This is a genomic window from Pseudomonas sp. FFPRI_1 (assembly GCF_055384485.1).
In genome coordinates this window covers 769,933-795,707 of record NZ_AP029168.1, presented here as the reverse complement: position 1 = coordinate 795,707, position 25,775 = coordinate 769,933, and the positions used below count along the sequence as shown (strand labels likewise).

General features: G+C 63.3%; 17 protein-coding genes and 1 pseudogene. 6 read left to right on the top strand and 12 right to left on the bottom strand.

Translation table 11 applies throughout. The features are described from left to right. Positions 1-98: 98 nt before the first annotated feature. The 9 genes and pseudogenes from gltB to pilM all read right to left on the bottom strand — a co-directional run bounded on the left by gltB (position 99) and on the right by pilM (position 12,805). A complete protein-coding gene (gene gltB, locus ACZ5BO_RS03535; RefSeq protein ID WP_464698267.1) occupies positions 99-4,544 on the bottom strand; it encodes a glutamate synthase large subunit in 4,446 nt (1,481 codons plus the stop codon). Between the two features lie 348 nt (positions 4,545-4,892). Continuing rightward, the gene (locus tag ACZ5BO_RS03530; RefSeq protein WP_025130302.1) at positions 4,893-6,476 is read right to left on the bottom strand and encodes an SPOR domain-containing protein; all 1,584 of its coding nucleotides are present in this window, start codon (positions 6,474-6,476) and stop codon (positions 4,893-4,895) included. A 10-nt stretch (positions 6,477-6,486) separates the two neighbouring features. Further along, a complete protein-coding gene (gene aroB / locus ACZ5BO_RS03525) occupies positions 6,487-7,587 on the bottom strand; it encodes a 3-dehydroquinate synthase (RefSeq protein WP_025130301.1) in 1,101 nt (366 codons plus the stop codon). 145 nt (positions 7,588-7,732) lie between these two features. After that, positions 7,733-8,251, bottom strand: a complete 519-nt coding sequence (gene aroK, locus ACZ5BO_RS03520) for a shikimate kinase AroK (protein WP_025130300.1) — start codon at positions 8,249-8,251, stop codon at positions 7,733-7,735. A 4-nt stretch (positions 8,252-8,255) separates the two neighbouring features. Next, a pseudogene (locus ACZ5BO_RS03515) lies at positions 8,256-9,938 on the bottom strand (type IV pilus secretin PilQ); the annotation flags it as partial. Positions 9,939-10,033: 95 nt separating this feature from the next. Next, positions 10,034-10,561: a pilus assembly protein PilP gene (locus ACZ5BO_RS03510; RefSeq protein WP_464698264.1), complete on the bottom strand. Its 528-nt coding sequence runs from the start codon at positions 10,559-10,561 to the stop codon at positions 10,034-10,036. Then, a complete protein-coding gene (locus ACZ5BO_RS03505; RefSeq protein ID WP_025130297.1) occupies positions 10,558-11,181 on the bottom strand; it encodes a type IV pilus inner membrane component PilO in 624 nt (207 codons plus the stop codon). The genes ACZ5BO_RS03510 and ACZ5BO_RS03505 overlap by 4 nt, the downstream gene beginning before the upstream one ends. Further along, positions 11,178-11,744, bottom strand: a complete 567-nt coding sequence (locus ACZ5BO_RS03500; protein WP_025130296.1) for a PilN domain-containing protein — start codon at positions 11,742-11,744, stop codon at positions 11,178-11,180. Before ACZ5BO_RS03500 ends, ACZ5BO_RS03505 begins: the two co-directional genes overlap by 4 nt. Beyond that, complete coding sequence (pilM, locus tag ACZ5BO_RS03495; protein ID WP_464698261.1) at positions 11,744-12,805, bottom strand: type IV pilus assembly protein PilM; 1,062 nt, start codon at positions 12,803-12,805, stop codon at positions 11,744-11,746. Before pilM ends, ACZ5BO_RS03500 begins: the two co-directional genes overlap by 1 nt. A 219-nt stretch (positions 12,806-13,024) precedes the next feature. On the opposite strand from pilM, the gene ACZ5BO_RS03490 reads away from it, so the two are divergent. Further along, positions 13,025-15,457 (top strand): penicillin-binding protein 1A, encoded by a 2,433-nt coding sequence (locus ACZ5BO_RS03490; protein WP_464701180.1) that lies wholly within the window; start codon positions 13,025-13,027, stop codon positions 15,455-15,457. A gap of 368 nt (positions 15,458-15,825) precedes the next feature. Here the strand turns inward: ACZ5BO_RS03490 and ACZ5BO_RS03485 are convergent, their stop codons facing one another. From ACZ5BO_RS03485 to rpmE, 3 genes are all read right to left on the bottom strand, one after another. Continuing rightward, positions 15,826-17,094, bottom strand: coding sequence for a malic enzyme-like NAD(P)-binding protein (locus ACZ5BO_RS03485; protein WP_025130293.1), 1,269 nt, complete (start codon positions 17,092-17,094; stop codon positions 15,826-15,828). Positions 17,095-17,282: 188 nt separating this feature from the next. Then, positions 17,283-18,062: a thermonuclease family protein gene (locus tag ACZ5BO_RS03480; RefSeq protein ID WP_464698259.1), complete on the bottom strand. Its 780-nt coding sequence runs from the start codon at positions 18,060-18,062 to the stop codon at positions 17,283-17,285. 41 nt (positions 18,063-18,103) lie between these two features. Beyond that, positions 18,104-18,325 carry a 50S ribosomal protein L31 gene (gene rpmE, locus ACZ5BO_RS03475; protein ID WP_011058815.1) on the bottom strand — a complete coding sequence of 74 codons (222 nt, stop codon included), beginning with the start codon at positions 18,323-18,325 and terminating at the stop codon, positions 18,104-18,106. Between the two features lie 298 nt (positions 18,326-18,623). Between rpmE and ACZ5BO_RS03470 the strand changes: the two genes are divergently transcribed. The 5 genes from ACZ5BO_RS03470 (at position 18,624) to hslU (ending at position 25,693) form a co-directional block, all read left to right on the top strand. Next, complete coding sequence (locus tag ACZ5BO_RS03470; RefSeq protein WP_464698257.1) at positions 18,624-20,843, top strand: primosomal protein N'; 2,220 nt, start codon at positions 18,624-18,626, stop codon at positions 20,841-20,843. Positions 20,844-21,032: 189 nt separating this feature from the next. Further along, entirely contained in the window at positions 21,033-22,769 is a 1,737-nt protein-coding gene (gene argS, locus ACZ5BO_RS03465; protein ID WP_464698255.1) for an arginine--tRNA ligase, read from the top strand. Position 22,770: 1 nt separating this feature from the next. Beyond that, the gene (locus tag ACZ5BO_RS03460; protein ID WP_025130289.1) at positions 22,771-23,478 is read left to right on the top strand and encodes an SPOR domain-containing protein; all 708 of its coding nucleotides are present in this window, start codon (positions 22,771-22,773) and stop codon (positions 23,476-23,478) included. Between the two features lie 289 nt (positions 23,479-23,767). Next, on the top strand, positions 23,768-24,298 hold the full coding sequence (gene hslV, locus ACZ5BO_RS03455) for an ATP-dependent protease subunit HslV (RefSeq protein ID WP_003186641.1): 531 nt from the start codon (positions 23,768-23,770) through the stop codon (positions 24,296-24,298). 57 nt (positions 24,299-24,355) lie between these two features. After that, the gene (hslU, locus tag ACZ5BO_RS03450; RefSeq protein ID WP_025130288.1) at positions 24,356-25,693 is read left to right on the top strand and encodes an ATP-dependent protease ATPase subunit HslU; all 1,338 of its coding nucleotides are present in this window, start codon (positions 24,356-24,358) and stop codon (positions 25,691-25,693) included. The last annotated feature ends 82 nt before the right edge of the window (positions 25,694-25,775 follow it).

Below are 25,775 nucleotides of genomic sequence, written 5' to 3'. Positions count from 1 at the left end.
CTGCAAGCTCTTAGCTGCAAGCCGCAAGTCGATCACGTATGCCCGGCAAACCTCGCACTGCTTCACTTGCAGCTTGAGGCTTGCCACTTGCAGCTGCTTTATTGCGGGTTGGCACGAGTACTGGAGAGCAGAGATTTCAAGCTCGCCGCCTTCGGTTTGACCAGCCAGAAACGGCGCAGGTAGTCGTCGAGGTTCTCGGCGAGATTACGGCCCCATTCGCTGTCGGTTTCCTCGACGTACTCGTTCAGCACGCGTTGCAGGTGGCTGCGATAGGCTTCCATCGCTTCGCCGCTGATCCGCTGGATTTCCACCAGTTCGTGGTTGACCCGGTCAACGAAGGTGTTGTCCTGGTCGAGCACGTAGGCGAAACCACCGGTCATGCCTGAGCCGAAGTTGTAACCGGTCTTGCCCAGGACGCAGACGAAACCACCGGTCATGTACTCGCAGCAGTGATCGCCGGTGCCTTCCACCACGGTGTGGGCCCCGGAGTTGCGCACGGCGAAACGCTCGCCCGCGGTGCCGGCGGCGAACAGCTTGCCGCCGGTGGCGCCGTACAGGCAGGTGTTGCCGATAATCGCGCTGTCTTGAGTCTTGTAGACGCTGCCCTTGGGCGGAACGATCACCAGCTTGCCGCCGGTCATGCCCTTGCCCACGTAGTCGTTGGCGTCGCCTTCCAGGTAGAGGTTCAGGCCGCCGGCGTTCCACACGCCGAAGCTCTGGCCGGCCGTGCCCTTGAAGCGGAAGGTGATCGGCGCCTGGGCCATGCCCTGGTTGCCGTGGAGCCGGGCGATTTCACCGGAGATCCGTGCGCCGATGGAACGGTCGCAGTTGCAGATGTCCAGGGCGAAGTCGGCACCGCTCTTGTCGTTGATCGCCGAGCGGGCCATCTCGACCATTTTCTCGGCCAGCAGGCCCTGGTCGAATGGCGGGTTGCGGTCCACCTGGCAGAACTGTGGCTTGTCCGCCGGGATGTGGTCGCTGCCCAGCAACGGGGTCAGGTCCAGGTGGTGCTGCTTGGCGGTCTGGCCTTCGAGGATTTCCAGCAGATCGGTACGACCGATCAGTTGTTCCAGGGAGCGCACGCCAAGCTTGGCCAGCCACTCGCGGGTTTCCTCGGCGACGTAGGTGAAGAAGTTCACCACCATGTCGACGGTGCCGATGTAGTGGTCCTTGCGCAGCTTCTCGTTCTGGGTCGCCACGCCGGTGGCGCAGTTGTTCAGGTGGCAGATGCGCAGGTACTTGCAGCCCAGGGCGATCATCGGCGCAGTGCCGAAGCCGAAACTCTCGGCACCGAGGATCGCTGCCTTGATCACGTCGAGGCCGGTTTTCAGGCCGCCGTCGGTCTGCACCCGGACCTTGCCGCGCAGGTCGTTGCCGCGCAGGGTCTGGTGGGTTTCCGCCAGGCCCAGTTCCCACGGCGCACCGGCGTACTTGATCGAGGTCAGCGGCGAAGCGCCAGTGCCGCCGTCGTAGCCGGAGATGGTGATCAGGTCGGCATAGGCCTTGGCCACGCCGGCGGCGATGGTGCCGACCCCGGCTTCCGCCACCAGCTTCACCGAGACCAGCGCCTGAGGGTTGACCTGCTTGAGGTCGAAGATCAGTTGCGACAAGTCTTCAATCGAATAGATGTCGTGGTGCGGCGGTGGCGAGATCAGGGTCACGCCGGGAACCGCGTAGCGCAGCTTGGCGATCAGGCCGTTGACCTTGCCGCCAGGCAGTTGGCCGCCCTCGCCGGGCTTGGCGCCCTGGGCCACCTTGATCTGCAGCACTTCGGCGTTGACCAGGTATTCCGGGGTCACGCCGAAACGGCCAGTGGCCACCTGCTTGATTTTCGAGCTCTTGATGGTGCCGTAGCGCGCCGGGTCTTCGCCGCCTTCACCGGAGTTGGAACGCGCGCCGAGGCGGTTCATGGCTTCGGCCAGGGCTTCGTGGGCCTCGGGCGACAGGGCGCCCAGGGAGATGCCGGCGGAGTCGAAACGCTTGAGGATCGATTCCAGGGGCTCGACTTCGCTGATGTCCATCGGCGTGTCCAGGGTCTTCACCTGGAACAGGTCGCGGATCATCGACACCGGACGGTTGTCCACCAGCGCGGTGTATTCCTTGAACTTGGCGTAGTCGCCCTGCTGCACGGCGGCTTGCAGGGTGTTGACCACGTCCGGGTTGTAGGCGTGGTATTCGCCGCCGTGGACGAATTTCAGCAGGCCGCCTTGCTGGATCGGCTTGCGCGGGCTCCAGGCTTCGGTCGCCAGGGCTTTCTGCTCGGCTTCGATGTCGACGAAACGCGCGCCCTTGATCCGGCTCGGCACGCCACGGAAGCTCAGGTTGCAGACTTCCTCGGACAGGCCGATGGCTTCGAACAGCTGGGCGCCGCGGTAGGAGGCGATGGTGGAGATGCCCATCTTCGACAGGATCTTCAACAGGCCCTTGGTGATGCCCTTGCGGTAGTTCTTGAACACCTCGTAGAGGTCGCCCAGCACTTCACCGGTGCGGATCAGGTCGCCCAGCACTTCATAGGCCAGGAACGGATAGACCGCCGAGGCGCCGAAACCGATCAGCACCGCGAAGTGGTGCGGGTCACGGGCAGTGGCGGTTTCCACCAGGATGTTGGAGTCGCAGCGCAGGCCCTTCTCGGTCAGGCGGTGGTGCACCGCGCCGGTGGCCAGGGACGCGTGGATCGGCAGCTTGCCCGGCGCGATATGCCGGTCGCTGAGGACGATCTGGGTACGGCCGGCACGTACGGCTTCTTCAGCCTGGTCGGCCACGTTGCGGATCGCCGCTTCCAGGCCAAGGCTCTCGTCATAGTTGAGGTCGATCACCTGGCGCTCGAAGCCCGGGCGATCGAGGTTCATCAGCGAGCGCCACTTGGCGGGCGAAATCACTGGCGAGCTGAGGATTACGCGCGAGGCGTGCTCGGGCGACTCCTGGAAGATGTTGCGCTCGGCACCCAGGCAGATCTCCAGGGACATGACGATGGCTTCGCGCAGCGGGTCGATCGGCGGGTTGGTGACCTGGGCGAACTGCTGGCGGAAGTAGTCGTACGGCGTGCGCACACGCTGGGACAGCACGGCCATCGGCGTGTCGTCGCCCATGGAGCCGACCGCTTCGTAGCCCTGCTCGCCCAGCGGCCGCAGCACCTGGTCACGCTCTTCGAAGGTGACCTGGTACATCTTCATGTACTGCTTGAGCTGGTCGACATCGTAGAAGGCCGAGCCGTGGTCGTTGTCTTCCATGGTGGCCTGGATGCGCAGGGCGTTCTTGCGCAGCCATTGCTTGTACGGATGACGGGATTTCAGACGGTTGTCGATGGCATCGGTGTCGAGGATCTGCCCGGTCTCGGTGTCCACGGCAAAGATCTGCCCCGGGCCGACCCGGCCCTTGGCGATCACGTCCTCGGGCTGGTAGTTCCACACGCCGATTTCCGAAGCCAGGGTGATGAAGCCATTGGTGGTGGTGACCCAGCGCGCCGGGCGCAGGCCGTTGCGATCCAGCAGGCAGACGGCGTAGCGGCCGTCGGTCATGACCACGCCGGCCGGGCCGTCCCACGGCTCCATGTGCATCGAGTTGTACTCGTAGAACGCACGCAGGTCCGGGTCCATGGTTTCGACGTTCTGCCACGCCGGCGGAATGATCATGCGCACGCCACGGAACAGGTCGATGCCGCCGGTGACCATCAGTTCCAGCATGTTGTCCATGCTCGAGGAGTCGGAACCCACGCGGTTGACCAGCGGGCCGAGTTCTTCCAGGTCCATCAGGTCGTTGCTGAACTTGGTGCGCCGGGCCTGGGCCCAGTTGCGGTTGCCGGTGATGGTGTTGATCTCGCCGTTGTGGGCGAGGAAGCGGAATGGCTGGGCCAGCGGCCATTTCGGCAGGGTGTTGGTGGAGAAGCGCTGGTGGAACACGCAGATTGCGGTCTGCAGGCGCTCGTCACCCAGGTCCGGATAGAAGGCGGCGAGGTCCGCCGGCATCATCAGGCCTTTATAGATGATGGTCTTGTGGGAAAAGCTGCAGATGTAGTGGTCGGTGTCGGCGGCGTTGGCCACCGAGGAGCGACGACGGGAGCTGAACAGCTTGATGGCGAAATCCTGATCGCTCAGGGACTCGCCACCGATGAACACTTGTTCGATCTGCGGCAGGCGCTCCAGGGCCAGACGCCCGAGCACACTGGTATCGATCGGCACCTTGCGCCAGCCCACCAGTTGCAGGCCGGCGGCGAGGATCTCGCGGTTCATGTTCTCGCGAGCGGCTTCGGCCTTGGCCGGATCCTGGTTGAAGAACACCATGCCCACCGCATATTGCTTGGGCAAGTCAGTGCCGAAGTGCTCCTTGGCGACAGCACGCAGGAACAGGTCGGGCTTTTGCATCAGCAGACCGCAACCGTCACCGGTCTTGCCGTCCGCGTTGATCCCACCGCGGTGGGTCATGCAGGTCAGGGCCTCGATGGCCGTTTTCAACAGGGTATGACTGGGTTCGCCCTGCATATGGGCTATCAGGCCGAAACCACAGTTATCCTTAAATTCATCGGGTTGGTACAGACCTGCTTTCATAGACACTTTCTCACCAGGCTGCCTCTTATCGAGACAATTTTCTTTTCAATTCAACCACTTGCAATCCGCGCCGAACGTACGCCAGCTTTGCGGGGGCAAAAGGGAGGTCATTGTACATACCGACACAAAGCCCCACAAATTTAGCGACGATCTGTCGCAAATTCATGTCGCATTTATGAACGTTTTAAAGCGATATGTCGTGCTAGTCAAAATTTTTTGGTTCTGACTGCCGCCACTCAAAAACTACTGTAACGCAGACACCACAAGGCACGCGGCCTGGAAGGCAGCATGCCGATGCGGAAATTTGAGGTTGCCGGGAGAGGCGGCCTGGGTAAGGCCGCCGAATCTTCAGCGGGTTGTTGCCAGTTCTTGTTGAACGCTAGCGACAGTGCGAGGCCAAGGTTTACCAGCCTGAACCTTCGCTGGCAAGGATTTGATGGCGCTGACCGCGGCATCGCGGCTTGTGAAGTTGCCGTAGGTGATCACGTACAGCGGCTTGCCGTTGAGGACTTTCTTGAAGTAGCGGTACTCGCCGCCCTGTTCCTTGACGAAGTTCTGCGCGGTGGCTTCCGAGCTGGTGCCGAGGATCTGCACCACGTAGTTGCCTGGCGCCTGACCGGCGTACCAGCTGCCACCGGCAGCCTTGGCTACGGTGACCGGTTTTTCTGCCGGCTTGGCGGCTGCAGCAGGCTTGGCGGCGGCTGGTTTCTCTACCGGCTTGGGCGCAGGCGTCGGCTTGGCAGTGGCGACCTGGGTCGGGGCCGGAGTCGGACGTGCCGCCGGAGTCGGTGCCGGGCCGGCCACTGCACCCGCTGGTGGCGCCGTAGTAGTCACGGTTGGCGGAACGGCGCTGGAGCCTTCTACAGGAACGCCATCGTCGCCCTCGGTGATACCGCCTGCGGCTTCAGCCAGGGGACCGCGCATTACCGGTTGTGACTGGCCGACCAACGGCAGCGGCATCGGCTGAGACGAGCCGGCAAATTCCACCGATGGACTGCCATTGGCATTCGGTGTCGGGGTCTGCCCCAGAGGCAGTTGCGCTTGCTCGCTGGCCGGAGCCCCGGTGGTTGGCGCCTTACTGCGACCCGGCATCAACCAGGCTGCAGCCACGGCCACCACCACTACAGCGGAAATGGCCAATACGTGTTTCTTCGGCATGTTGAACCCCATACTTGGACGCTTGACCGCAGAGCGGCTGGCGATCATGGCTTCGATCATTGCATCCCTGGCGACCTGGTTGATGTTGCCCGGCCAGCCATCGGAGCTTTCGTGAATATCACTGATCTGATCTGCGGAGAAAAGTTCGATGCCCTGACCCGCACCTTCGAGGCGTTGGGCCAGGTATTCACGGGTTTCCTCTTCGGCGTAAGGCTGCAACTCGATGACGTGGAAGCGCTCTTCTTCGGTGCTCAACTGGTCCAGGGCCGCGATCAACGACGACTCGCCGAACAGGAACACGTGAGGGCGGCCTTCCGGAGCGCCCGCCGCCAGGGCCAGCAGGGCCTCAAGCGCAGACTCGTCAAGCTGCTCGGCATCGTCCACCAGCAGATAGACTTCCTGGCCGGTCAGGGCCAGTTGCACCACCTGGGCGAGGATCGCGCCGATTTCGGCCTGGGCCACATTCAGCGCCTGGGCTACCTGGCGCAGCACGCCAGCGGCATCGCCGGCGCCACGAGCGGAAACCACCACGCTCTGCACCGATTGCTTGTTGGTACTGGCCACCAGCGCCTGACGCAGCAGGGTCTTGCCGCTGCCCTGCGGGCCGGTGACCACCAGCAACAGCTGGCTGTAGCGGGCCAGGTGATGCAGTTGCCCCAGCACAGGCTTGCGCTGGGCAGGAAAGAACTTGAAGCCAGGGACCCGGGGAGCGAAAGGATCGTGGCTCAACTGGTAATGGCCGAGGAACGCCTCGTCGGCATGCAAACTAGTCATCGGGATCTTATTAACCTTTAAGCTGAGCCAGGACGCGGTAATCCGCCCCCAGCGTGGCCTGTAAAACCTCTTTCGGATAATCGTCGGTCACTACGGCTTCGCCCATGCGGCGCAACAGCACCAGACGCAAACGACCGTCGATCACTTTCTTGTCAATTGCCATGTGTTCGAGAAAATCCGCTTCGGTCATCTCTTCAGGCGGGATGACCGGCAAGCCCGCACGCTGGAACAGGCGAATACCGCGGTCGCGTTCCTGGCTGGAAATCCAGCCCAGGCGCGCGGACATTTCCAGGGCCATTACGGTGCCAGCAGCCACCGCCTCGCCGTGCAGCCAGACGCCATAACCCATGTGGGTCTCGATGGCGTGGCCGAAGGTATGGCCCAGGTTGAGGGTGGCGCGCACCCCCGACTCACGCTCATCGGCGCCCACCACCGCAGCCTTGGCCGCGCAGGAGCGCTCGATGGCATAGGTCAGCGCCTGCTGGTCGAGGGCCAGCAGGCGGTCGACATTCTCTTCCAGCCAAGTGAGGAACGGCTCATCGCAGATCAACCCGTACTTGATCACTTCCGCCAGGCCCGCCGACAGCTCGCGGCGGGGCAAAGTGTTGAGGCTGTCGGTATCGATCAGCACCACGTTCGGCTGATAGAAGGCACCGACCATGTTCTTGCCCAGGGGATGGTTGATCCCGGTCTTGCCGCCGACCGAGGAGTCGACCTGGGACAGCAGGGTGGTCGGGACCTGGATGAAGTCCACGCCACGCTGGTAGCAGGCGGCGGCAAACCCGGCCATGTCGCCGATCACGCCGCCGCCGAGGGCGATGATGGTGGTGCGCCGATCGTGACGGGCAGTGAGCAGGCCGTCGAAAATCAGCTGCAGGGTTTCCCAGTTCTTGTAGGCCTCGCCATCGGGCAGGACCACCGAGATTACCGAGAACTGCCCCAGGCTGCGGGTCAGACGCTCAAGGTACAGGGGCGCGACGGTTTCATTGGAAATGATCGCCACTTGCCGCCCGGCGATATGCGGCACCAGCAGCTCGGGCTGGTCCAGCAGTCCTGCACCAATGTGAATCGGGTAGCTGCGCTCGCCTAGATCGACCTTAAGTGTCTGCATGTGTCCCCACAGTGAAGATGGAAGCAGGCATTCTGCCTTGTATTGACGTTGAGCCTCGCCTGGTCTTGTGACGCAGCCCGATAGCTCTGCGCCACACCTTGGCGGTCTGGCGCGACGCCGAGAATAGCGCATTTCGCTCGGCGCATTAACGGGGTGGCAGCTGCTGCAGGCGCTCCAGTATGTCCAGCACCACCATTCGTGGCGGCCGCTCATCGGTTTCCACCACCAGATCGGCGATTTCCCGATAAAGCGGGTCGCGGAGTTCCAGCAGGTCGCGCAGGGTCTTGGCCGGATCGGCGGTGCGCAGCAGGGGACGATTGCGGTCCCGGGCGGTGCGCCCCACCTGCTGCTCCACCGAAGCATGCAGATAGACCACTCGTCCGCCAGCATGCAATGCCCGACGATTGGCTTCGCGCATTACTGCGCCCCCGCCCGTGGCAAGGACCACACCGTCGGTTTCGCACAGCTCGGCGATCATCGCCTGCTCGCGATCACGAAAGCCCGGTTCGCCTTCCTTATCGAAGATCCACGGGATGTTCGCGCCGGTGCGCAGTTCAATTTCCTTATCGGAATCCTTGAATGGCAGGCGCAGCTCTTTGGCCAGTAGACGGCCTATGGTGCTTTTTCCAGCCCCCATCGGCCCAACAAGAATCAAATTTCGCACAGAATCAACGACTCACAGCAATCGCCTGGTTGTTCATGATACGCGGAGTGAGAAATACCAGCAGCTCGGATTTTTTCTCCGACACCACGTCACGCCGGAAAAGGCGGCCAAGATACGGCACATCGCCAAGAAATGGCACTTTATCTACAACCTTGCTCTGGGTGTTGGAGAAAACCCCACCGATGACAATGGTCTCCCCGTCGTTGACCAGCACCTTGGCATTGACCTCGTTCTTCTTGATCGGCGGCACATCCTGGACCTTGTTCAGGTAGTCCGGCTCATCCTTGGTGACCTTGACCTCCATGATGATGCGGTTATCCGGGGTGATCTGCGGCGTGACCTCCAGGGACAGCGAGGCCTCCTTGAACGACACCGAGGTGGCGCCACTGGAGCTGGCTTCCTGGTAGGGAATCTCGGTGCCCTTGAGGATCTTCGCAGTCTCCTTGTCGGAGGTGACCACCTTGGGCTGGGAGACGATCTCGCCATTGCCGGTCTTTTCCATGGCGGTCAGTTCCAGGTCCAGCAATACATTGTCGGTGATGTAGGCGATACCAATGCCCGAGGTGTTGGCCGTGGCTCCCAGGTCGACGAAAGGCGTGTTGCTGCCACTGCTGCCCGGAGTGCCGATGGTGGACGAACCATTGGCACCGCTCTGCACGCCGGAGGCATTCCAGTTGCCCCTGTTCTGCACCGAACCGCCCCAGCGCACGCCCAGGCTCTTGTCATAGTCGACATTGGCCTCGACGATGCGCGCCTCGATCATCACCTGGCGCACCGGGATGTCCAGTTGCGTGACGATGCGCCGCAGCTCGTCGAGGCGCTCCTGGGTCTGATAGGCAATGATGTTGTTGGTGCGCTCATCGACGGTGATCGAACCTCGCTCGTCGGCCCTTTCCTCGGCGCCGGTCACCGACTGGAACAGCTTGGCAATATCTGCCGCCTTGGCGTAGTTGACCTGCAGCAGTTCCCGGCGCAGCGGCGCCAGGTCTTCCAGCTGCTTCTGCGACTCCAGCTCCTGGCGCTCCCGGGCGGCTATTTCATCCGCCGGGGCCACCAGCAGCACGCTGCCGATCTTGCGCTGGTCCAGGCCTTTGGTCTTGAGCACCAGGTCCAGAGCCTGATCCCAGGGCACATTCTGCAGACGCAGGGTGATGCCGCCCTGAACAGTGTCGCTGGCCACCAGATTGAGGCCGGTGAAATCGGCGATCAGTTGCAGCACTGAACGCACTTCGATGTCCTGGAAATTCAGCGAGAGCTTTTCACCCCTGTAGGCTGGACGCCCGCCCTCGCGCCGAGCCCCGGCCTCGGCCAGGGGGCGGACACTGATAGTCAGCCGGTTGTCGGTCTGGAACGTCGAATAGTCGAAAGCCCCCCTGGGCTCCAGGGTGATGGTGGTGCGCCCGTTCTGTGTATCGGCGCTGATGAACTGCAGCGGCGTGGCGAAATCCTTGACGTCCAGGCGCACCCGCAATGATTCGGGCAACCGGGTTCCGGCAAAGCCGAGAACGATCTTGCCATCACGCTGCTGGATGTCGGCACTGATCCCTGGATCCGACAAGTCGATCAGGACGTTACCCTCGCCCCGCTCGCCGCGCTGAAAATCCACGCCCTGGATCGAGCGCGGCATGTTTTCGTTGGCGGCCGCACGAACGGCGGGCAACGGGCCCGGTGCACCGACCGAGGCGCCCTTGAGTTCGGCGGCGCCGACCAGCGGCGTCAGCAGCGCCATCCATAGCGCCACGCCGAAGGCTGAAACAATCCTGTTCATTTTCCAGATCCCACTTAAGAGTGCTTTTTCAGGGGCAGTGTCCGCGGGCGCTGCTGCCAGGCTCCCGCTCCATCGGGAACAATCTCCACCACCTCCAGCTGTGAATCACTGATGGCCACGATCCGTCCTTCGTTGCGCCCCAGGTAGTCGCCCACCTGCAAGCGGTGTATCCCACCGGCCGCGCGCAACAGGGCGAAGCTTCCGGAGGCGTTGGACAGGGTCCCGACCATCTGCATCTGCTCGATGTCGAAGCCTTCAAGGTATTGCCGGAGCCGGTCAGGATCGGGCCGGACCGCACTGGCACCCTGGGGGCCTGCGACAAGCGCGGCTCTTTGCGGTGGCTGGAACGGGCTGCGCAGTGCACCAGCGCTGTAGGTGAATGAGGGGTAAGACCGGATTACCGGTGTTGGTTCAATTGGCCCAGGCGATTGCAGGCGCATTTCATTCATGTAGGCATCCAGGTCGGCGAAGTCTTCGCCACTGCCGCAGCCCCACAGGCCCATCCATAACAACCCGGGCGCAAGCCAGCGCACGCGCTTCATGACTGCGGCCCCGGACGGTCATAGCGGTAGGTGCGCGCCTCGATGCTCATGCGCAGCCGGTCGGGATGGCCGGCCTCCACAGGCCGGACCTGGAAATCATGCAGGGTGACGATGCGCGGCAGGCCGGCAACGCCACTGACGAATGTCGCCAGATCGTGATAGGCCCCGGTGACGGTGATCTGAATCGGCAGCTCGACATAGAACTGCCGGCTCTCCTCGGGCTGCAGCCTGATCTCTTCGAACGCCAGGCCACTGCCCAGACCAACCCGGCTGATGTCCTCCAGCAGCCCCGGGACTTCGGTGCCCCTGGGCAACTGGCGCAACAAAGCATCGAAGCTGCCCTGGATGACCTTGAGCTGCTCACGGTAGCGTTCAAGATTGGCACCTTCCCGGGCCTTGCCGGCGAACTGCTGCTTGAGCCCGGTCTCTTCTTGGCGCTGCCGGGCCAGTTGCTCCAGATGCGGGCTCAGGTAAAGGCTGTAGCCCGCCACCAGCACCAGTAGCAACAGCATCGCCGCCGCCAGCGTCTTGGCCGGGCCGGGCCAGGAACCCAGGTCTTCCAGCCCCAGCTCCCTCAGGTCGGTGCGGCGCATTTGTGCCAGCCATTGCCCAAGGCTCATGGTTTCGGCTCCTCGGGCACCCGGGGTACTTGCTCCACACTGAGCCGGAACAGGTTGCCCAATCCCTGGTCGGCCTGGGCCGCATTCTTTACCTCGGTCAGACTGGGAGCGGCAAAACCCTGCGCGGCCTGCAGGTTGCGCATCAGATCGGATACCCGATTGTTCGATTCCGCCGCGCCACTGACGCTCAGGCTTTGCCCCTGCAGGTCCACTTCGGTGAAGTACACGCCATCGGGCAGGCTGCGCGCCAACTGCTCGAAAATCCGCACGCTGGCCGAACGATTGCCCTGCAGGCCTTCGATGACCTCCATCCGTTCGAGCAATTGCTGACGCCTGGCCTTGAGCTCGTGGATGCTGGCGATCTGCTGATCCAGTCGGGCAGTCGCCTGCCCCAGATAGTGGTTACGCGCCTGTTGCCGCTCGATCGCCCGAGCGATAAACCCATCGATCAGCAACACCAGAGCCAGCCCCAGCAGGACCATGGCCGCCAGTGCCAGCAGGAAGCGCTTGCGGCGCAAGGCACGCTCGGTCTCGCGCCAGGGCAGAAGATTGATCCCGGCCATCAGTCACACCCCCTCAAGGCCAGGCCGCAGGCAAGCAGCAGTTGTGGCGCCTGGTCGGCCAGCGCGCGGGCATCGATCTGACCGCCCAAGGCCATAGCGACGAACGGATCGGCGACCGCCGTGGCGATTCCCATTCGCTCGGTCAGCCGCCGATCCAGGCCGGTCAGGCGACTGGCGGCGCCAGCCAGCAACAACTGCGTCACCGGCTGCTGTCCAGGCGATGCGGCGAACAGCTGCAGGGATCGGGTTACCTGCAACTGCAACTCCTGCTCGAACGGTTGCAGCAATTCCTCGGTGCAACCCGCCGGCAGACGCCCCTCGCGCTCGGCCTGCAACGCCGCCGGCAATGTCAGTGCATAGCGCCGCTCGAGGGCCTCGCTCAGTTGCCGACTGCCGAACAGCTGCTCCCGGCTGAAGATCAATTGCTGATCATGCAACACGCTGAAGACGCTCAGGCTCGAGCCGATATCCACCAATGCCATGGCACCCTGGGACGCCATCGGGCTCTGCGCTGCCAGCATCGCCAGGCAGCGCTCCACGGCCAGCGGTGCGGTGTCCACCACTCGGGGGGTCAGGCCGGCCAGAGCCAGCACCGCCTCCAGGGACTCTACCGGCTCATTGCGACAGGCCACCAGCAGCACCCGGACCCTCTGGGGATTGCCAGGGACCATACCCTGCTCCTCGAAGTCGATGGCGGCCTCCTCCAGGGGGTAGGGAATGTACTGGCCGGCCTCCAGCCTGAGCTGTTGCTCCAGTTCATCGGCAGACAGCCCCGCCGGCATCTCGATCAGCTTGCTGATCACCGCCTCGCCAGCCACCGCCACTGCAGCACGCTTGAGCCGGCTGCCACTCTTGAGCCAGGCCCTCGACAGCGCCATTGCCACGGCCTCGGGGTCGGCGATGTGCTGATCTTGCAAGGCGTTGGGCGCCAGGTCTTCCCTGGCATAGGCGTCGACCCGGTAACCCCGCCCCCGCCGACTCAAGGCCAGAAGCGTGACCGATGTCGCACTGATATCGATCCCCAATAGGGAACTCGGCTTTTTGCTGAAGAGTCCAAGCACGACCAATTCCCTATGACTATCCGTGACTTACGGACTCCTTAAGCGACATTGCGTTCAATCGCCGCATCTTGACAGACGGCCAAATGACGCTCTCTTCGGAAAATGCTTATAATGCCCAGCGTTTTTTTCCGCTTTTACCTGCTGCGTGGGTCGGTCCCTGATTACCGTGAATACCCTGACGCCTAATTCATTCCTTTCTCTGGAAATCCAAAAGCCTTGATTCGTCTGCTGAAGTTTTTCGGGTGGTCCATCGTCGCGGTGTTCTGCGGGCTGCTCCTCGCCCTCTCCGGTGCGTTTCTCTATCTTAGTCCCGGCCTGCCCTCGGTAGAGGCCCTGAGAAGCATCCAGTTGCAGATCCCTCTGCGGGTGTACAGCAGCGACGGCAAGTTGATCGCCGAATTCGGTGAAATGCGCCGCACACCCATACGTTTCGCCGACATTCCCCCCAACTTCATCAATGCGTTACTAAGTGCTGAAGACGACAACTTCGCTAACCATTACGGGGTTGACCCCAGCAGCCTGATGCGCGCCGCAACCCAACTGGTCAAGAGCGGACACATCCAGTCCGGCGGCAGCACCATCACCATGCAAGTGGCGAAGAACTTCTTCCTCAGCAGCGAGCGCAGCTTCTCGCGCAAGACCACCGAGATCCTCTTGGCCCTGCAGATCGAGCGGCAGCTGACCAAGGACGAGATCCTCGAGCTGTACGTCAACAAGATCTACCTGGGCAACCGTGCCTACGGGATCGAGGCAGCGGCCCAGGTCTATTACGGCAAGTCCATCCGTGACGTGAGCCTGGCGCAGATGGCGATGATCGCCGGCCTGCCCAAGGCGCCTTCGCGCTTCAACCCCCTGGCCAACCCGGCGCGTAGCAAAGAGCGTCGCGACTGGATCCTCGGGCGCATGTACAAGCTCGGCAAGATCAACGAGGCGGCCTACACCGAGGCGATCAACGAACCGCTGAACGCCAGCTATCACGTGCCGACGCCGGAAGTGAACGCCCCCTATATTGCCGAAATGGCCCGCGCCGAAATGGTCGGCCGTTACGGCAGCGACGCCTACACCGAAGGTTTCCGGGTAACCACCACGGTGCCCAGCGACCTGCAGGAAATGGCCAATACCGCGGTCCACGAAGGCTTGATGACCTACGACCAGCGCCACGGCTATCGCGGGCCGGAATCCCGCCTGCCGGGCAAGACCCACGCCGCCTGGGCCGCCGAACTGACCAAGCAGCGGACCATCAGCGGGCTGGAGCCGGCGATTGTCACCCAGGTCGAGAAGAACGGCGCCCAGGTACTGACCCGCAACGGCGAGGAGCATCTAGCCTGGGACAGCATGAAATGGGCTCGCCCCTTCCTCAACACCAACAGCATGGGCCCGACACCTCGCCAGCCGGCGGACGTGGTCCAGGTCGGCGACCTGATTCGCGTACAGCGCCAGGCGGACAACTCGCTGAAGTTCAGCCAGATCCCGGTGGCCCAGGGCGCCCTGGTGACCCTGGACCCGCAAAACGGTGCGATCCGCGCACTGGTGGGAGGCTTCGCTTTCGAACAGAGCAACTACAACCGTGCGATGCAGGCCAAGCGCCAGCCCGGTTCGAGCTTCAAGCCGTTCATCTATAGCGCCGCCCTGGACAACGGCTACACCCCGGCCAGCCTGGTGAATGATGCGCCGATCGTGTTCGTCGACGAATACCTGGACAAGGTCTGGCGTCCGAAGAACGACACCAACACCTTCCTCGGGCCGATCCGCATGCGCGAGGCGCTGTACAAGTCGCGCAACCTGGTGTCGATCCGCCTGCTGCAAAGCATGGGCGTGGACCACACCATCGACTACATCAGCAAGTTCGGCTTCAACAAGCAGGACCTGCCGCGCAACCTGTCCCTGGCCCTGGGCACTGCGACCCTGACGCCGATGGAGATCGCCACCGGCTGGAGCACCTTTGCCAACGGTGGCTACAAGATCACCCCGTACATCATCGACAAGATCGAAAGCCGCAACGGCGAAACCCTGTTCAGCGCCAACCCGCCCAGCGTCCCCACTGGCAATACCACCAGCAGCGGTGTTGCCGCGCCGGAGCAAAGCTTCACGGTCAATACCGTGGCCGGCGAGACCCCGACCCAGGCACCGGTCCAGACACCGGCGATTGCCGAACGAATCATTGACGGGCGCACCACCTACATCCTCAACAGCATGCTCCAGGACGTGATCAAGCTGGGCACCGGTCGCCGCGCACTGGCCTTGGGCCGCACGGACCTGGCAGGCAAGACCGGTACCACCAACGAATCCAAGGATGCCTGGTTCTCCGGCTACAACGCCGACTACGTGACCACCGTCTGGACCGGTTTCGACCAACCGGAAAGCCTGGGGCGCCGCGAGTATGGGGGCACCGTGGCCCTGCCGATCTGGATGAGCTTCATGGGCGCCGCCCTCAAGGACAAGCCGGCGCACACCCAGCCGGAACCGGAAGGCATCCTCAGCCTGCGGGTCGACCCGGTAAGTGGCCGCGCCGCGACCCCGGGCACGCCGAACGCCTATTTCGAACTGTTCAAGAGCGAAGACACCCCGCCCTCGGTCAACGAGCTGGGCAATGGCGCGGCTCCTGGCAGCCCGCTGCCGGCCGACGAAGCGGCGCCGATCGACCTCTTCTAAGAGGACAGCAGTGCAAGCTGCAAGCCGCAAGAGAAAGCGACACAGCCCCTCTTGCAGCTTGCAGCTTGAAACCCCCCATAAAAAACCCGGCTCCAAGGCCGGGTTTTTTTATGGGTCTGCTGTTAACGGCTCTCAGTTTGCGGATCGACATCGGCCGCGCCAATGCCTGTTTCGAGCTGTTCAAAAAAACCACGCCTTAGGTCCACGAGCTGGGCAATGGCGCCGTCCCACGCAGCCCGCTACCGGCCGACGAAGAGGCGCGTACAAGCCGCAAGAGAAAGCAACACAGCCCCTCTTGCAGCTTGCAGCTTGAAACTCCCCCATAAAAAAACCCGGCTCCAAGGCCGGGTTTTTTTATGGGTCTGCTGTTAACCGTTGAACACGTCGTTCACGCTTTTCAGCGGATAGTTCTTCGGATACGGCAGGGTAGCAACACCGGTCTCGATAGCGGCCTTGGCCACGGCATCGGAGATCACGGTGATCAGACGGGCATCCATCGGCTTCGGAATGATGTACTCACGACCGAACTCCAGCTTGATGCCGCCGTAGGCGTCGCACACTTCCTGTGGCACTGGCAGCTTGGCCAGTTCACGCAGGGCGTTGGCCGCAGCGATCTTCATTTCTTCGTTGATGCGCTTGGCGCGAACGTCCAGGGCACCACGGAAGATGAACGGGAAGCCCAGTACGTTGTTGACCTGGTTCGGGTAGTCCGAACGGCCGGTGGCCATGATCACATCGTCACGGGTGGCGTGAGCCAGCTCTGGAGCGATTTCCGGATCCGGGTTCGAGCAGGCGAACACGATCGGGTTGGGTGCCATGGACTTCAGGCCTTCAGCGCTCAGCAGGTTCGGGCCGGACAGGCCAACGAACACGTCGGCGCCTTGCAGGGCGTCGGCCAGGGTGCGCTTGTCGGTGGTGTGGGCGAACACGGCCTTGTACTGGTTCAGGTCGTCACGGCCAGCGTGGATCACGCCAGTACGGTCCACCATGAAGATGTTCTCGATCTGCGCGCCCATGCTCACCAGCAGCTTCATGCAGGAGATGGCGGCGGCGCCGGCACCCAGGCAGACGATCTTGGCATCGGACAGGGTTTTGCCAGCGATTTCCAGGGCATTGATCATGCCGGCAGCGGTCACGATCGCGGTGCCGTGCTGGTCATCGTGGAAAACCGGGATGTCGCACTGCTCGATCAGAGCGCGCTCGATCTCAAAGCACTCAGGGGCCTTGATGTCTTCCAGGTTGATGCCACCGAAGGTGATGGAGATGCGCTTGACGGTGTCGATGAAGGCCTGTGGGCTTTCGGAGTCGACTTCGATGTCGAAGACGTCAATGCCGGCGAAACGCTTGAACAGTACGCCCTTGCCTTCCATCACTGGCTTGGAGGCCAATGGGCCGAGGTTGCCCAGGCCGAGAATTGCGGTGCCATCGGAAATGACGGCAACCAGGTTGCCTTTGCCGGTGTACTTGTAGGCCAGTTCCGGATCGCGAGCGATTTCGCGTACCGGTTCGGCTACGCCGGGGCTGTAGGCCAGCGCCAGATCACGAGCGGTAGCAGTGGCCTTGGTGAGCTCGACACTCAGCTTTCCTGGACGAGGATTGGCATGATATTCGAGAGCGGCAGTTTTCAAATCAGACATGTGGGCATTCCGCTTTTTGCTGTTGGACAGACGGACCGCCGAGGATACGCGTGTCGCATAGTCCCCACAAGACTGGCCAGTCACCCCTGTCAAGGCCCCTAGCGTACGACTTTGGGCCAAGAGCCGCGGGGTACAAGGCTTTCAACTGTTCACAATCCATTTAAAAAATGTCTACAATTTTCTCTTTATCAGAGAAGTCTGAGCATTGAGCCGTCACTCAGAGACATTATCCAGCGTGAATACCCCCCCGATGATTGCCCTCGAGGCAAGCGCTCCACCACCCAGCCCCGTGCCTCGATCTGCCGCCCAACCAGGCGTCTGGGCAACCCGCGCGCGAACCTGCTCTGCACATTGGGTGCAATACGCAATACAACCGAACCCTGCAATGTGATCCAAAGCCCGCCACGATTGCGTTGCACCTTGCTCACACGCCCCTTGAGCAGGGCAAAACCCGAGCGGCGGATCTGCTCCGCTTTCAGTACAGGCGAATGCCGCCAAAGCCCCAGCCTGGCTCGCCGCGCATGGTTTTCAGCAGCCTGCTGGCAAGCCACCAGAGCGACGCTCGGTACCACCGCGATCTGGTAGGCGAGCCCTTCGGCAATCAACTGCGCTTCGAGGTTACGGCCATTGGCACCGTACAGGTGAGCCAGGGTGCGGCCATAGCGATCGCGTCGCTCGCGCCCTGGCAACAGGCCGAGCCGGCCACCACTCTGCGCCACCAACTGCTCCAGGCGTTGCCGCGCCGCGACGGCAAAGGGTTCCGCGGACCGCCCCCGGCCGGCCAGTTCCGGCGCGTTGAGACCGATCATGCGCACGCTGCGACCGTCCTTGAGGCGCAGGGTGTCGCCATCAACCACCCGCTGCACAATGACCGGGGCCAGCCCCTTGGGCGCCGGGCAAAATGCCTGGGCGGCTGTCAGCCAAATCGCAGACACAAAAAAGGCGCCCGCTAGGGACGCCTTTTTCATCAGCGAGGAAAGTCGGTATCGGCTTTCCAGAACGATCAGCCTCAGGCCTTTTTCGTTGCGCCGAAAGCACCGAAGCGCGATTTGAACTTGTCGACACGACCGCCAACGTCCAGAGTCTTTTGCTTACCGGTGTAGAACGGGTGGCACTCGTTGCACACGTCCAGGCTCAGAGGCTTGGCCAGGGTGGAGCGAGTTTCGATGACGTTACCGCAGCTGCAGGTAGCGGTAATGGCTTCGTATACTGGATGGATATCGGCTTTCATGGTGTATTCCTCAGGCTAGCGTGCCGCCACCCAACACTATTGTTGAATACCGCACGAATTAGGGCGCGAATTCTACCAGACCGCGTCAATCGCGCAAGAGATCCTGATGACACTCCATCAGAAAAACCGCTGGCCACCTTGACAGCCCCCTCTTTGCCCCTGGGCGCCACGCAACTGCCGACCTGAACAGCATCAGCCCCCGGCCAGCGGGGACCTCGCGCGCTTGTGCAGGACACTCCACCGCTCGTCTGTTAGGCTCCGAGGCCTATTTACCGTTCGCCCAAAGAGACTGTCCCGCGTGCCCGACGCCATTCTGCGCCTCGCCCTGCCCTCGCCCCTGCGCCGCCTGTTCGACTACCGTGCCCCGGCCGGTGTACTGCGTGCCCAGTTGCACCCGGGCATGCGCCTGCGGGTGCCGTTCGGCCGCCGGGAAATGATCGGCATCCTGGTGGAAGTGGCGGATCACAGCGAAGTCCCGGCCGAGAAGCTCAAGCCGGCACTGGCCCTGCTCGACCCCACGCCGCCCTTGCCGCCAGCCCTGTTCAAGCTCTGCCTGTGGACCGCTCAGTACTACCAGCACAGCCTGGGCGACACCCTGAGCTGGGCCTTGCCGGTACTGCTGCGCCAGGGCGAACTGGCCGAGGCCCGCCAGGAGCGCTTCTGGTCCATCGTTCCCGGCGCCCGCCACGACGATCCGCGCATCGCCCGCGCCCCGCGTCAGCGCGAGGCCCTGGCGACCCTGGCCCAGCATCCCCACGGCGTGCCCCATACGCTGCTGAGCAAGCTGATGCTGAGCAAGGACAGCCTGGACCTGCTGCTGGCCAAGGACCTGGTCCAGGTGGAAGTACGCAAGCATGCCCCCGGGGCGCGCCACGAACACTGGCTGGCCCAGCCGGAACTGCCACTGAACAGCGAACAGCGCGCCGCCTACGAGGCCATCCGTTCCGGCTTCGACAGCTACCACGCGTTTCTCCTGGCCGGGGTCACCGGCAGCGGCAAGACCGAGGTCTACCTGCAACTGATCCGCGAAACCCTCGAAGCCGGCAAGCAGGCCCTGGTGCTGATCCCCGAGATCAACCTCGGCCCCCAGACCCTGGCGCGCTTCGAACAGCGCTTCAACGCGCGCATCGCCCTGCTGCACTCGGCGGTCAACGATCGCGAGCGCCTGGACGCCTGGCTGGCCGCCCGGGACGGCGAGGCCGACATCATCATCGGCACCCGCTCGGCCCTGTTCACGCCGATGAAGAACCCCGGACTGATCATCATCGACGAGGAGCACGACGGCTCCTATAAACAGCAGGAAGGCCTGCGTTACCACGCCCGCGACCTGGCCCTGGTACGCGCCCGCCAGGAAAACATTCCGATCGTCCTTGGCTCGGCCACGCCATCCCTGGAAAGCCTGCATAACGCCTACATCGGTCGCTATGGCCTGCTGCGCCTGAATGAACGGGCCGGGGGCGCCAAGCAACCGCGCTTCCTGCGCCTGGATGTGAAGAGCCGCCCCCTCGACAGCGGCATTTCCGGCCCCATGCAACAAGCCATTGGCCAAACCCTGGCCGCCGGCCAGCAGGTGCTGGTGTTCCTCAACCGGCGCGGCTTTGCCCCGACCCTGCTGTGCCACGACTGCGGCTGGATGTCCGAGTGCCAGCGCTGTGACGCACGCATGACTGTGCACCAGCGCTCCGGCGAGCTGCGCTGCCACCACTGCGGCCATGTCGAGCGGGTGCCCCGGCACTGCCCGCAATGCGGCAAGGTCGACCTGCGGCCGGTGGGGGCCGGCACCGAGCGGGCCGAGGAGCGACTGGGAATCCTGTTCCCCGATTACCCGGTGCTGCGAGTGGATCGCGACAGCACCTCGCGCAAAGACGCGATGAACCAGCTGTTCGCCACGATCCAGAAAGGCCACCCGTGCATCCTGGTGGGCACCCAGATGCTCGCCAAGGGGCACCACTTCCCCCGGGTCACTCTGGTGTCGATCCTCGATGCCGACGGCGGCCTGTTCTCCGGGGACTTCCGCGCCAGCGAGCGCATGGCCCAGTTGATTGTCCAGGTGGCCGGCCGCGCCGGCCGCGCCGAAGAACCGGGCAAGGTGATCATCCAGACCCACCTGGCCGACCATCCGCTGCTGGTGCAACTCACCGAACAGGGCTATTTCGCCTTTGCCGAGCAGGCCCTGAGCGAGCGCCGGGCCGCCGGCCTGCCGCCTTTCGCCCACCTGGCCCTGCTCCGAGCAGAGGCCCACAAACCGGGACAGGCCGAAGGATTTCTCGATGAAGCCTGTAGCGAAGCCGAGCGCTTGCTCACGGAGCAGAACCTGGGGGGCATCGAATTGCTGGGGCCGGTGCCGGCCCCCATGGAGCGCCGGGCCGGACGCTATCGCGCGCAATTGCTGCTGCAGGCCAATGCCCGGGCGCCCCTGCACCGCCTGCTGAGCAGTTGGCTGCTGGTGCTGGAGCAGATGCCCAGCGGGCGACAAGTCCGCTGGTCGCTGGATGTGGATCCGGTGGATTTGTACTAGATAAGTGGCAAGCTTCAAGCTTTAAGCTGCAAGGCACGGCGGCGGGCGTGCAGAGTGCTCTATCTTGATAGCCTGCCGCTTGCCGCTCGCCCGCCAATGGTTGGCAAGCCCGTTCCGGCAACGGATAATACCCAGTTTTTCCACCTGCGCACTGAAGCGCCGCCGCGCCAGCGGTCGAAAGAGAAGCCCATGAAAGACACCATTCGCCAGCTCATCCAGCAAGCCATCACCCAACTCGTCACCGAAGGTGTGTTGCCAGAAGGCCTGACGCCGGCGATCCAGGTTGAAAACACCCGCGACAAGACCCACGGCGACTTCGCCAGCAACATCGCCATGATGCTGGCCAAGCCGGCCGGCATGAAACCCCGCGACCTGGCGGAGAAGATCATTGCCGCGCTGCCGGCCGATGAGAACCTGAGCAAGGCGGAAATCGCCGGCCCGGGCTTCATCAACTTCTTCCAGAACACCCAGGCCCTGGCTGCACGCCTGGACGCCGCCCTCGGTGACGAGCACCTGGGCGTGCGCAAGGCCGGCCCGGTACAACGCACCGTGATCGACATGTCGGCGCCGAACCTGGCCAAGGAAATGCACGTCGGCCACTTGCGTTCGACCATCATCGGCGACGGCGTGGCCCGGGTCCTGGAGTTCCTCGGTGACACCGTGATCCGCCAGAACCACGTGGGCGACTGGGGCACCCAGTTCGGCATGCTGATGGCCTACCTGGAAGAAAACCCCATCACCAGCGACGAGTTGTCGGACCTGGAAAACTTCTACCGCGCCGCCAAGCAGCGCTTCGACGAGTCCGAAACCTTCGCCGACCGCGCCCGCGGCCTGGTGGTCAAGCTGCAGGCCGGCGACCCGGATTGCCTGGAACTGTGGACCAAGTTCAAGGACATCTCCCTGTCCCACTGCCAGAAGATCTACGAGCTGCTCAACGTCAAGCTGACCATGGCCGACGTGATGGGCGAGAGTGCCTACAACGACGACCTGATCAATGTGGTCAACGACCTCAAGGCCCAGGGCATGCTGGTGGAAAGCAACGGCGCCCAATGCGTGTTCCTCGACGAGTTCAAGAACGCCGAAGGCGAGCCGCTGCCGGTGATCATCGTCAAGGCCGGCGGCGGCTACCTGTACGCCACCACTGACCTCGCTGCCGTGCGCTACCGCAGCGGCACGCTCAAGGCCGATCGCGCCCTGTACTTCGTCGACCAGCGCCAGGCCCTGCACTTCCAGCAGGTGTTCGCCGTGGCCCGCAAGGCCGGCTTCGTGACCCATCCGATGGAAATGGAGCACATGGGCTTCGGCACCATGAACGGCGCCGACGGCCGCCCGTTCAAGACCCGCGATGGCGGCACCGTGAAGCTGATCGACCTATTGACCGAGGCCGAAGAACGCGCCTACGTCCTAGTGAAGGAAAAGAATCCGCAACTGCCGGAAGCCGACCTGCGCCGCATTGCCAAGGTGGTGGGCATTGATTCGGTGAAATATGCCGACCTGTCCAAGCACCGCACCAGCGACTACAGCTTCAACTTCGACCTGATGCTCAACTTCGAAGGCAACACCGCGCCTTACCTGCTGTACGCCTACACCCGCGCCGCCGGCGTGTTCCGCAAGCTGGGCAAGGACTTCAGCGAAGTGCAGGGCCAGATCACCCTCGACGCCGCCCATGAGCTGGAACTGGCGGCCAAGCTGGCGCAGTTTGGCGAGATCCTCAACGGCGTCGCCGAGAAAGGCACGCCGCACACCCTCTGCACCTACCTGTACGACGTGGCCGGGCTGTTCTCCAGCTTCTACGAGAACTGCCCGATCCTCGCGGCCCAGACGCCGGCGCAGATGCACAGCCGCCTGCGCCTCACCGAGCTGACTCGCCGTACCCTCAAGCAAGGTCTGGAATTGCTGGGCCTTGAAGTCCTGGAGCAAATGTAAGTTGGCTGCCAAGAAAAAACCTGCACCCAAGCGTGGCGCCAGCCGTTACCAGGCCCCGGCCAAACAGCCGATTCCGGGCTGGCTGTGGCTGGCCATCGGCCTGACCATTGGCGCCTTCATCGTATTCCTGATGAAGCTCGAACCCGGCAAGGGCGGCGACAGCGTCAAGCGCGAAAAGATCGAGCAGCAAAAAGCCAGCAAGATCGCCGAGGCCAACAAGACCCCGCCAAGCCCGCAGCAACCGGTGAAGCCCAAATACGACTTCTATACCCTGCTGCCGGAATCGGAAGTCATAGTGCCGCCCGAGGCGGTGCCGGAAAAAACCCTGCCGACGCCCCAGGTGCCGACGGTGCCAACCACCCCGGTGACTCCGGCGGAAGCGGCGAAGATCGACACCGCCCGGGCCCAGGCGGCCCTGGCCGGGATCACGCCGCCGCCAGCGCCCCCTGTGGCCAAGGCGGCTCCGGTGACCAAGTTCTTCCTCCAGGCCGGCTCGTTTCGCAAGGAAGCCGATGCCGACAAGGTCCGCGCGCAGATCATCCTGCTCGGGCAGTCGGTTGCGGTCGAATCCGGCACGGTAAAAGAAGAAACCTGGTACCGGGTATTGGTTGGTCCGTTCAGCAACCGTGAACAACTGACCGTGGCCCAGAAACAACTGGCGGGCGCCGGCTTCAGTAACCTGTTGTTACAACAGCGCCAAAGCCGCTGATCCCCCGTCAAGGGAGAGCCTGCTGCCGTCAGGTCAAAGGACGTGCCGGCGCACTGCAACCCGAAGCCGAGCGCCGGCACGCAGCAGCCACCCCGCTTCGACAGCGGGGTCGGCCCCTGACGCTCGCCGCAGCATAGCCAGCCTTGCGGCCACAGCCTCTGGCCGGGCTCGCGCACCCAGTACTGCACGCCACTCGTCTCTCTGCCGGCCTTGCAGTTGAAAAACCTCTCGCCACCCCCATATGAGTTTCCATCAGGGCACTTTCGCCCCGCTGCGTGGAGACACCCCCTTGACCACCATCGTTTCAGTCCGCCGCCACGGCAAAGTCGTCATGGGCGGCGACGGCCAGGTTTCTCTCGGCAACACCGTGATGAAAGGCAACGCGAAAAAAGTCCGTCGCCTGTACCACGGCCAGGTCATCGCCGGCTTTGCCGGTGCCACCGCTGACGCCTTCACCCTGTTCGAACGCTTCGAAGGCCAACTGGAGAAGCACCAGGGCCATCTGGTCCGGGCCGCCGTCGAACTGGCCAAGGAATGGCGCACCGACCGTTCCCTGAGCCGCCTGGAAGCCATGCTGGCCGTGGCCAACAAGGACGCCTCCCTGATCATCACCGGCAACGGCGACGTGGTTGAACCCGAAGACGGCCTGATCGCCATGGGCTCCGGTGGCGCCTACGCCCAGGCCGCTGCCAGCGCCCTGCTGAAAAAGACCGACCTGTCGGCCCGCGAGATCGTCGAGACCGCTCTTGGCATCGCCGGCGACATCTGTGTATTCACCAACCACACTCAAACCATCGAGGAGCAGGATCTCGCGGAATAAGCCTGTTTCGGCCTTAGCGCCACGGCTTTCATTCTTGCTTGAGGACCGCCAATTACTATGTCCATGACACCCCGCGAAATCGTCCACGAACTCAACCGCCATATCATCGGCCAGGACGATGCCAAGCGCGCCGTCGCCATCGCCCTGCGCAACCGCTGGCGTCGCATGCAGCTGCCGGCCGAGCTGCGCGTTGAAGTGACCCCCAAGAACATCCTGATGATTGGTCCGACCGGTGTCGGCAAGACCGAGATCGCAAGGCGCCTGGCCAAGCTGGCCAACGCCCCGTTCATCAAGGTCGAAGCCACCAAGTTCACCGAGGTCGGCTATGTCGGCCGCGACGTCGAGTCGATCATCCGTGACCTGGCCGATGCGGCGATCAAGATGTTCCGCGAACAGGAAATGGTCCGGGTGCGCCACCGTGCCGAGGATGCCGCCGAAGAGCGCATCCTCGATGCCCTGCTGCCACCGGCACGCATGGGTTTCAGCAGCGACGAAGCACCGGCCCAGGACTCCAACACCCGCCAGTTGTTCCGCAAGCGCCTGCGCGAGGGCCAGCTGGACGACAAGGAAATCGAGATCGAAGTGGCGGAAGTCGCCGGTGTCGATATCTCCGCGCCACCGGGCATGGAAGAGATGACCAACCAGCTGCAGAGCCTGTTCGCCAACATGGGCAAGGGCAAGCGCAAGAGCCGCAAGCTCAAGGTCAAGGAAGCGCTGAAACTGGTGCGCGATGAAGAAGCCAGCCGCCTGGTCAACGACGAAGAGTTGAAAGCCAAGGCCCTGGAAGCCGTCGAGCAGCACGGCATCGTGTTCATCGACGAAATCGACAAGGTGGCCAAGCGCGGCAATGCCGGCGGCGTCGACGTGTCCCGCGAAGGCGTGCAGCGCGACCTGCTGCCACTGATCGAGGGCTGCACCGTCAACACCAAGCTGGGCATGGTCAAGACCGACCACATCCTGTTCATCGCTTCCGGTGCCTTCCACCTGAGCAAGCCCAGCGACCTGGTCCCCGAGCTGCAAGGTCGCCTGCCGATCCGCGTCGAGCTCAAGGCCCTGTCGCCGGAAGACTTCGAGCGCATCCTCAGCGAGCCCCATGCATCGCTGACCGAGCAGTACCGCGAGCTGCTGAAGACCGAAGGCCTGGCCATCGAGTTCCAGGCAGACGGTATCAAGCGCCTGGCGGAAATCGCCTGGCAGGTCAACGAAAAGACCGAGAACATCGGTGCCCGTCGCCTGCACACCCTGCTCGAGCGCCTGCTCGAAGAGGTGTCGTTCAGCGCCGGCGACCTGGCCAGCGCCCACAACGAAGAGCCGATCCGCATCGACGCGGCCTACGTCAACAGCCACCTGGGTGAACTGGCGCAGAACGAAGACCTTTCCCGTTATATCCTGTAAGCCTTCGCCACCCATGTAGGAGCTGGCTTGCCAGCGATAGGGCCACCCCCCGATCGCCGGCAAGCCGGCTCCTACCGGAAGG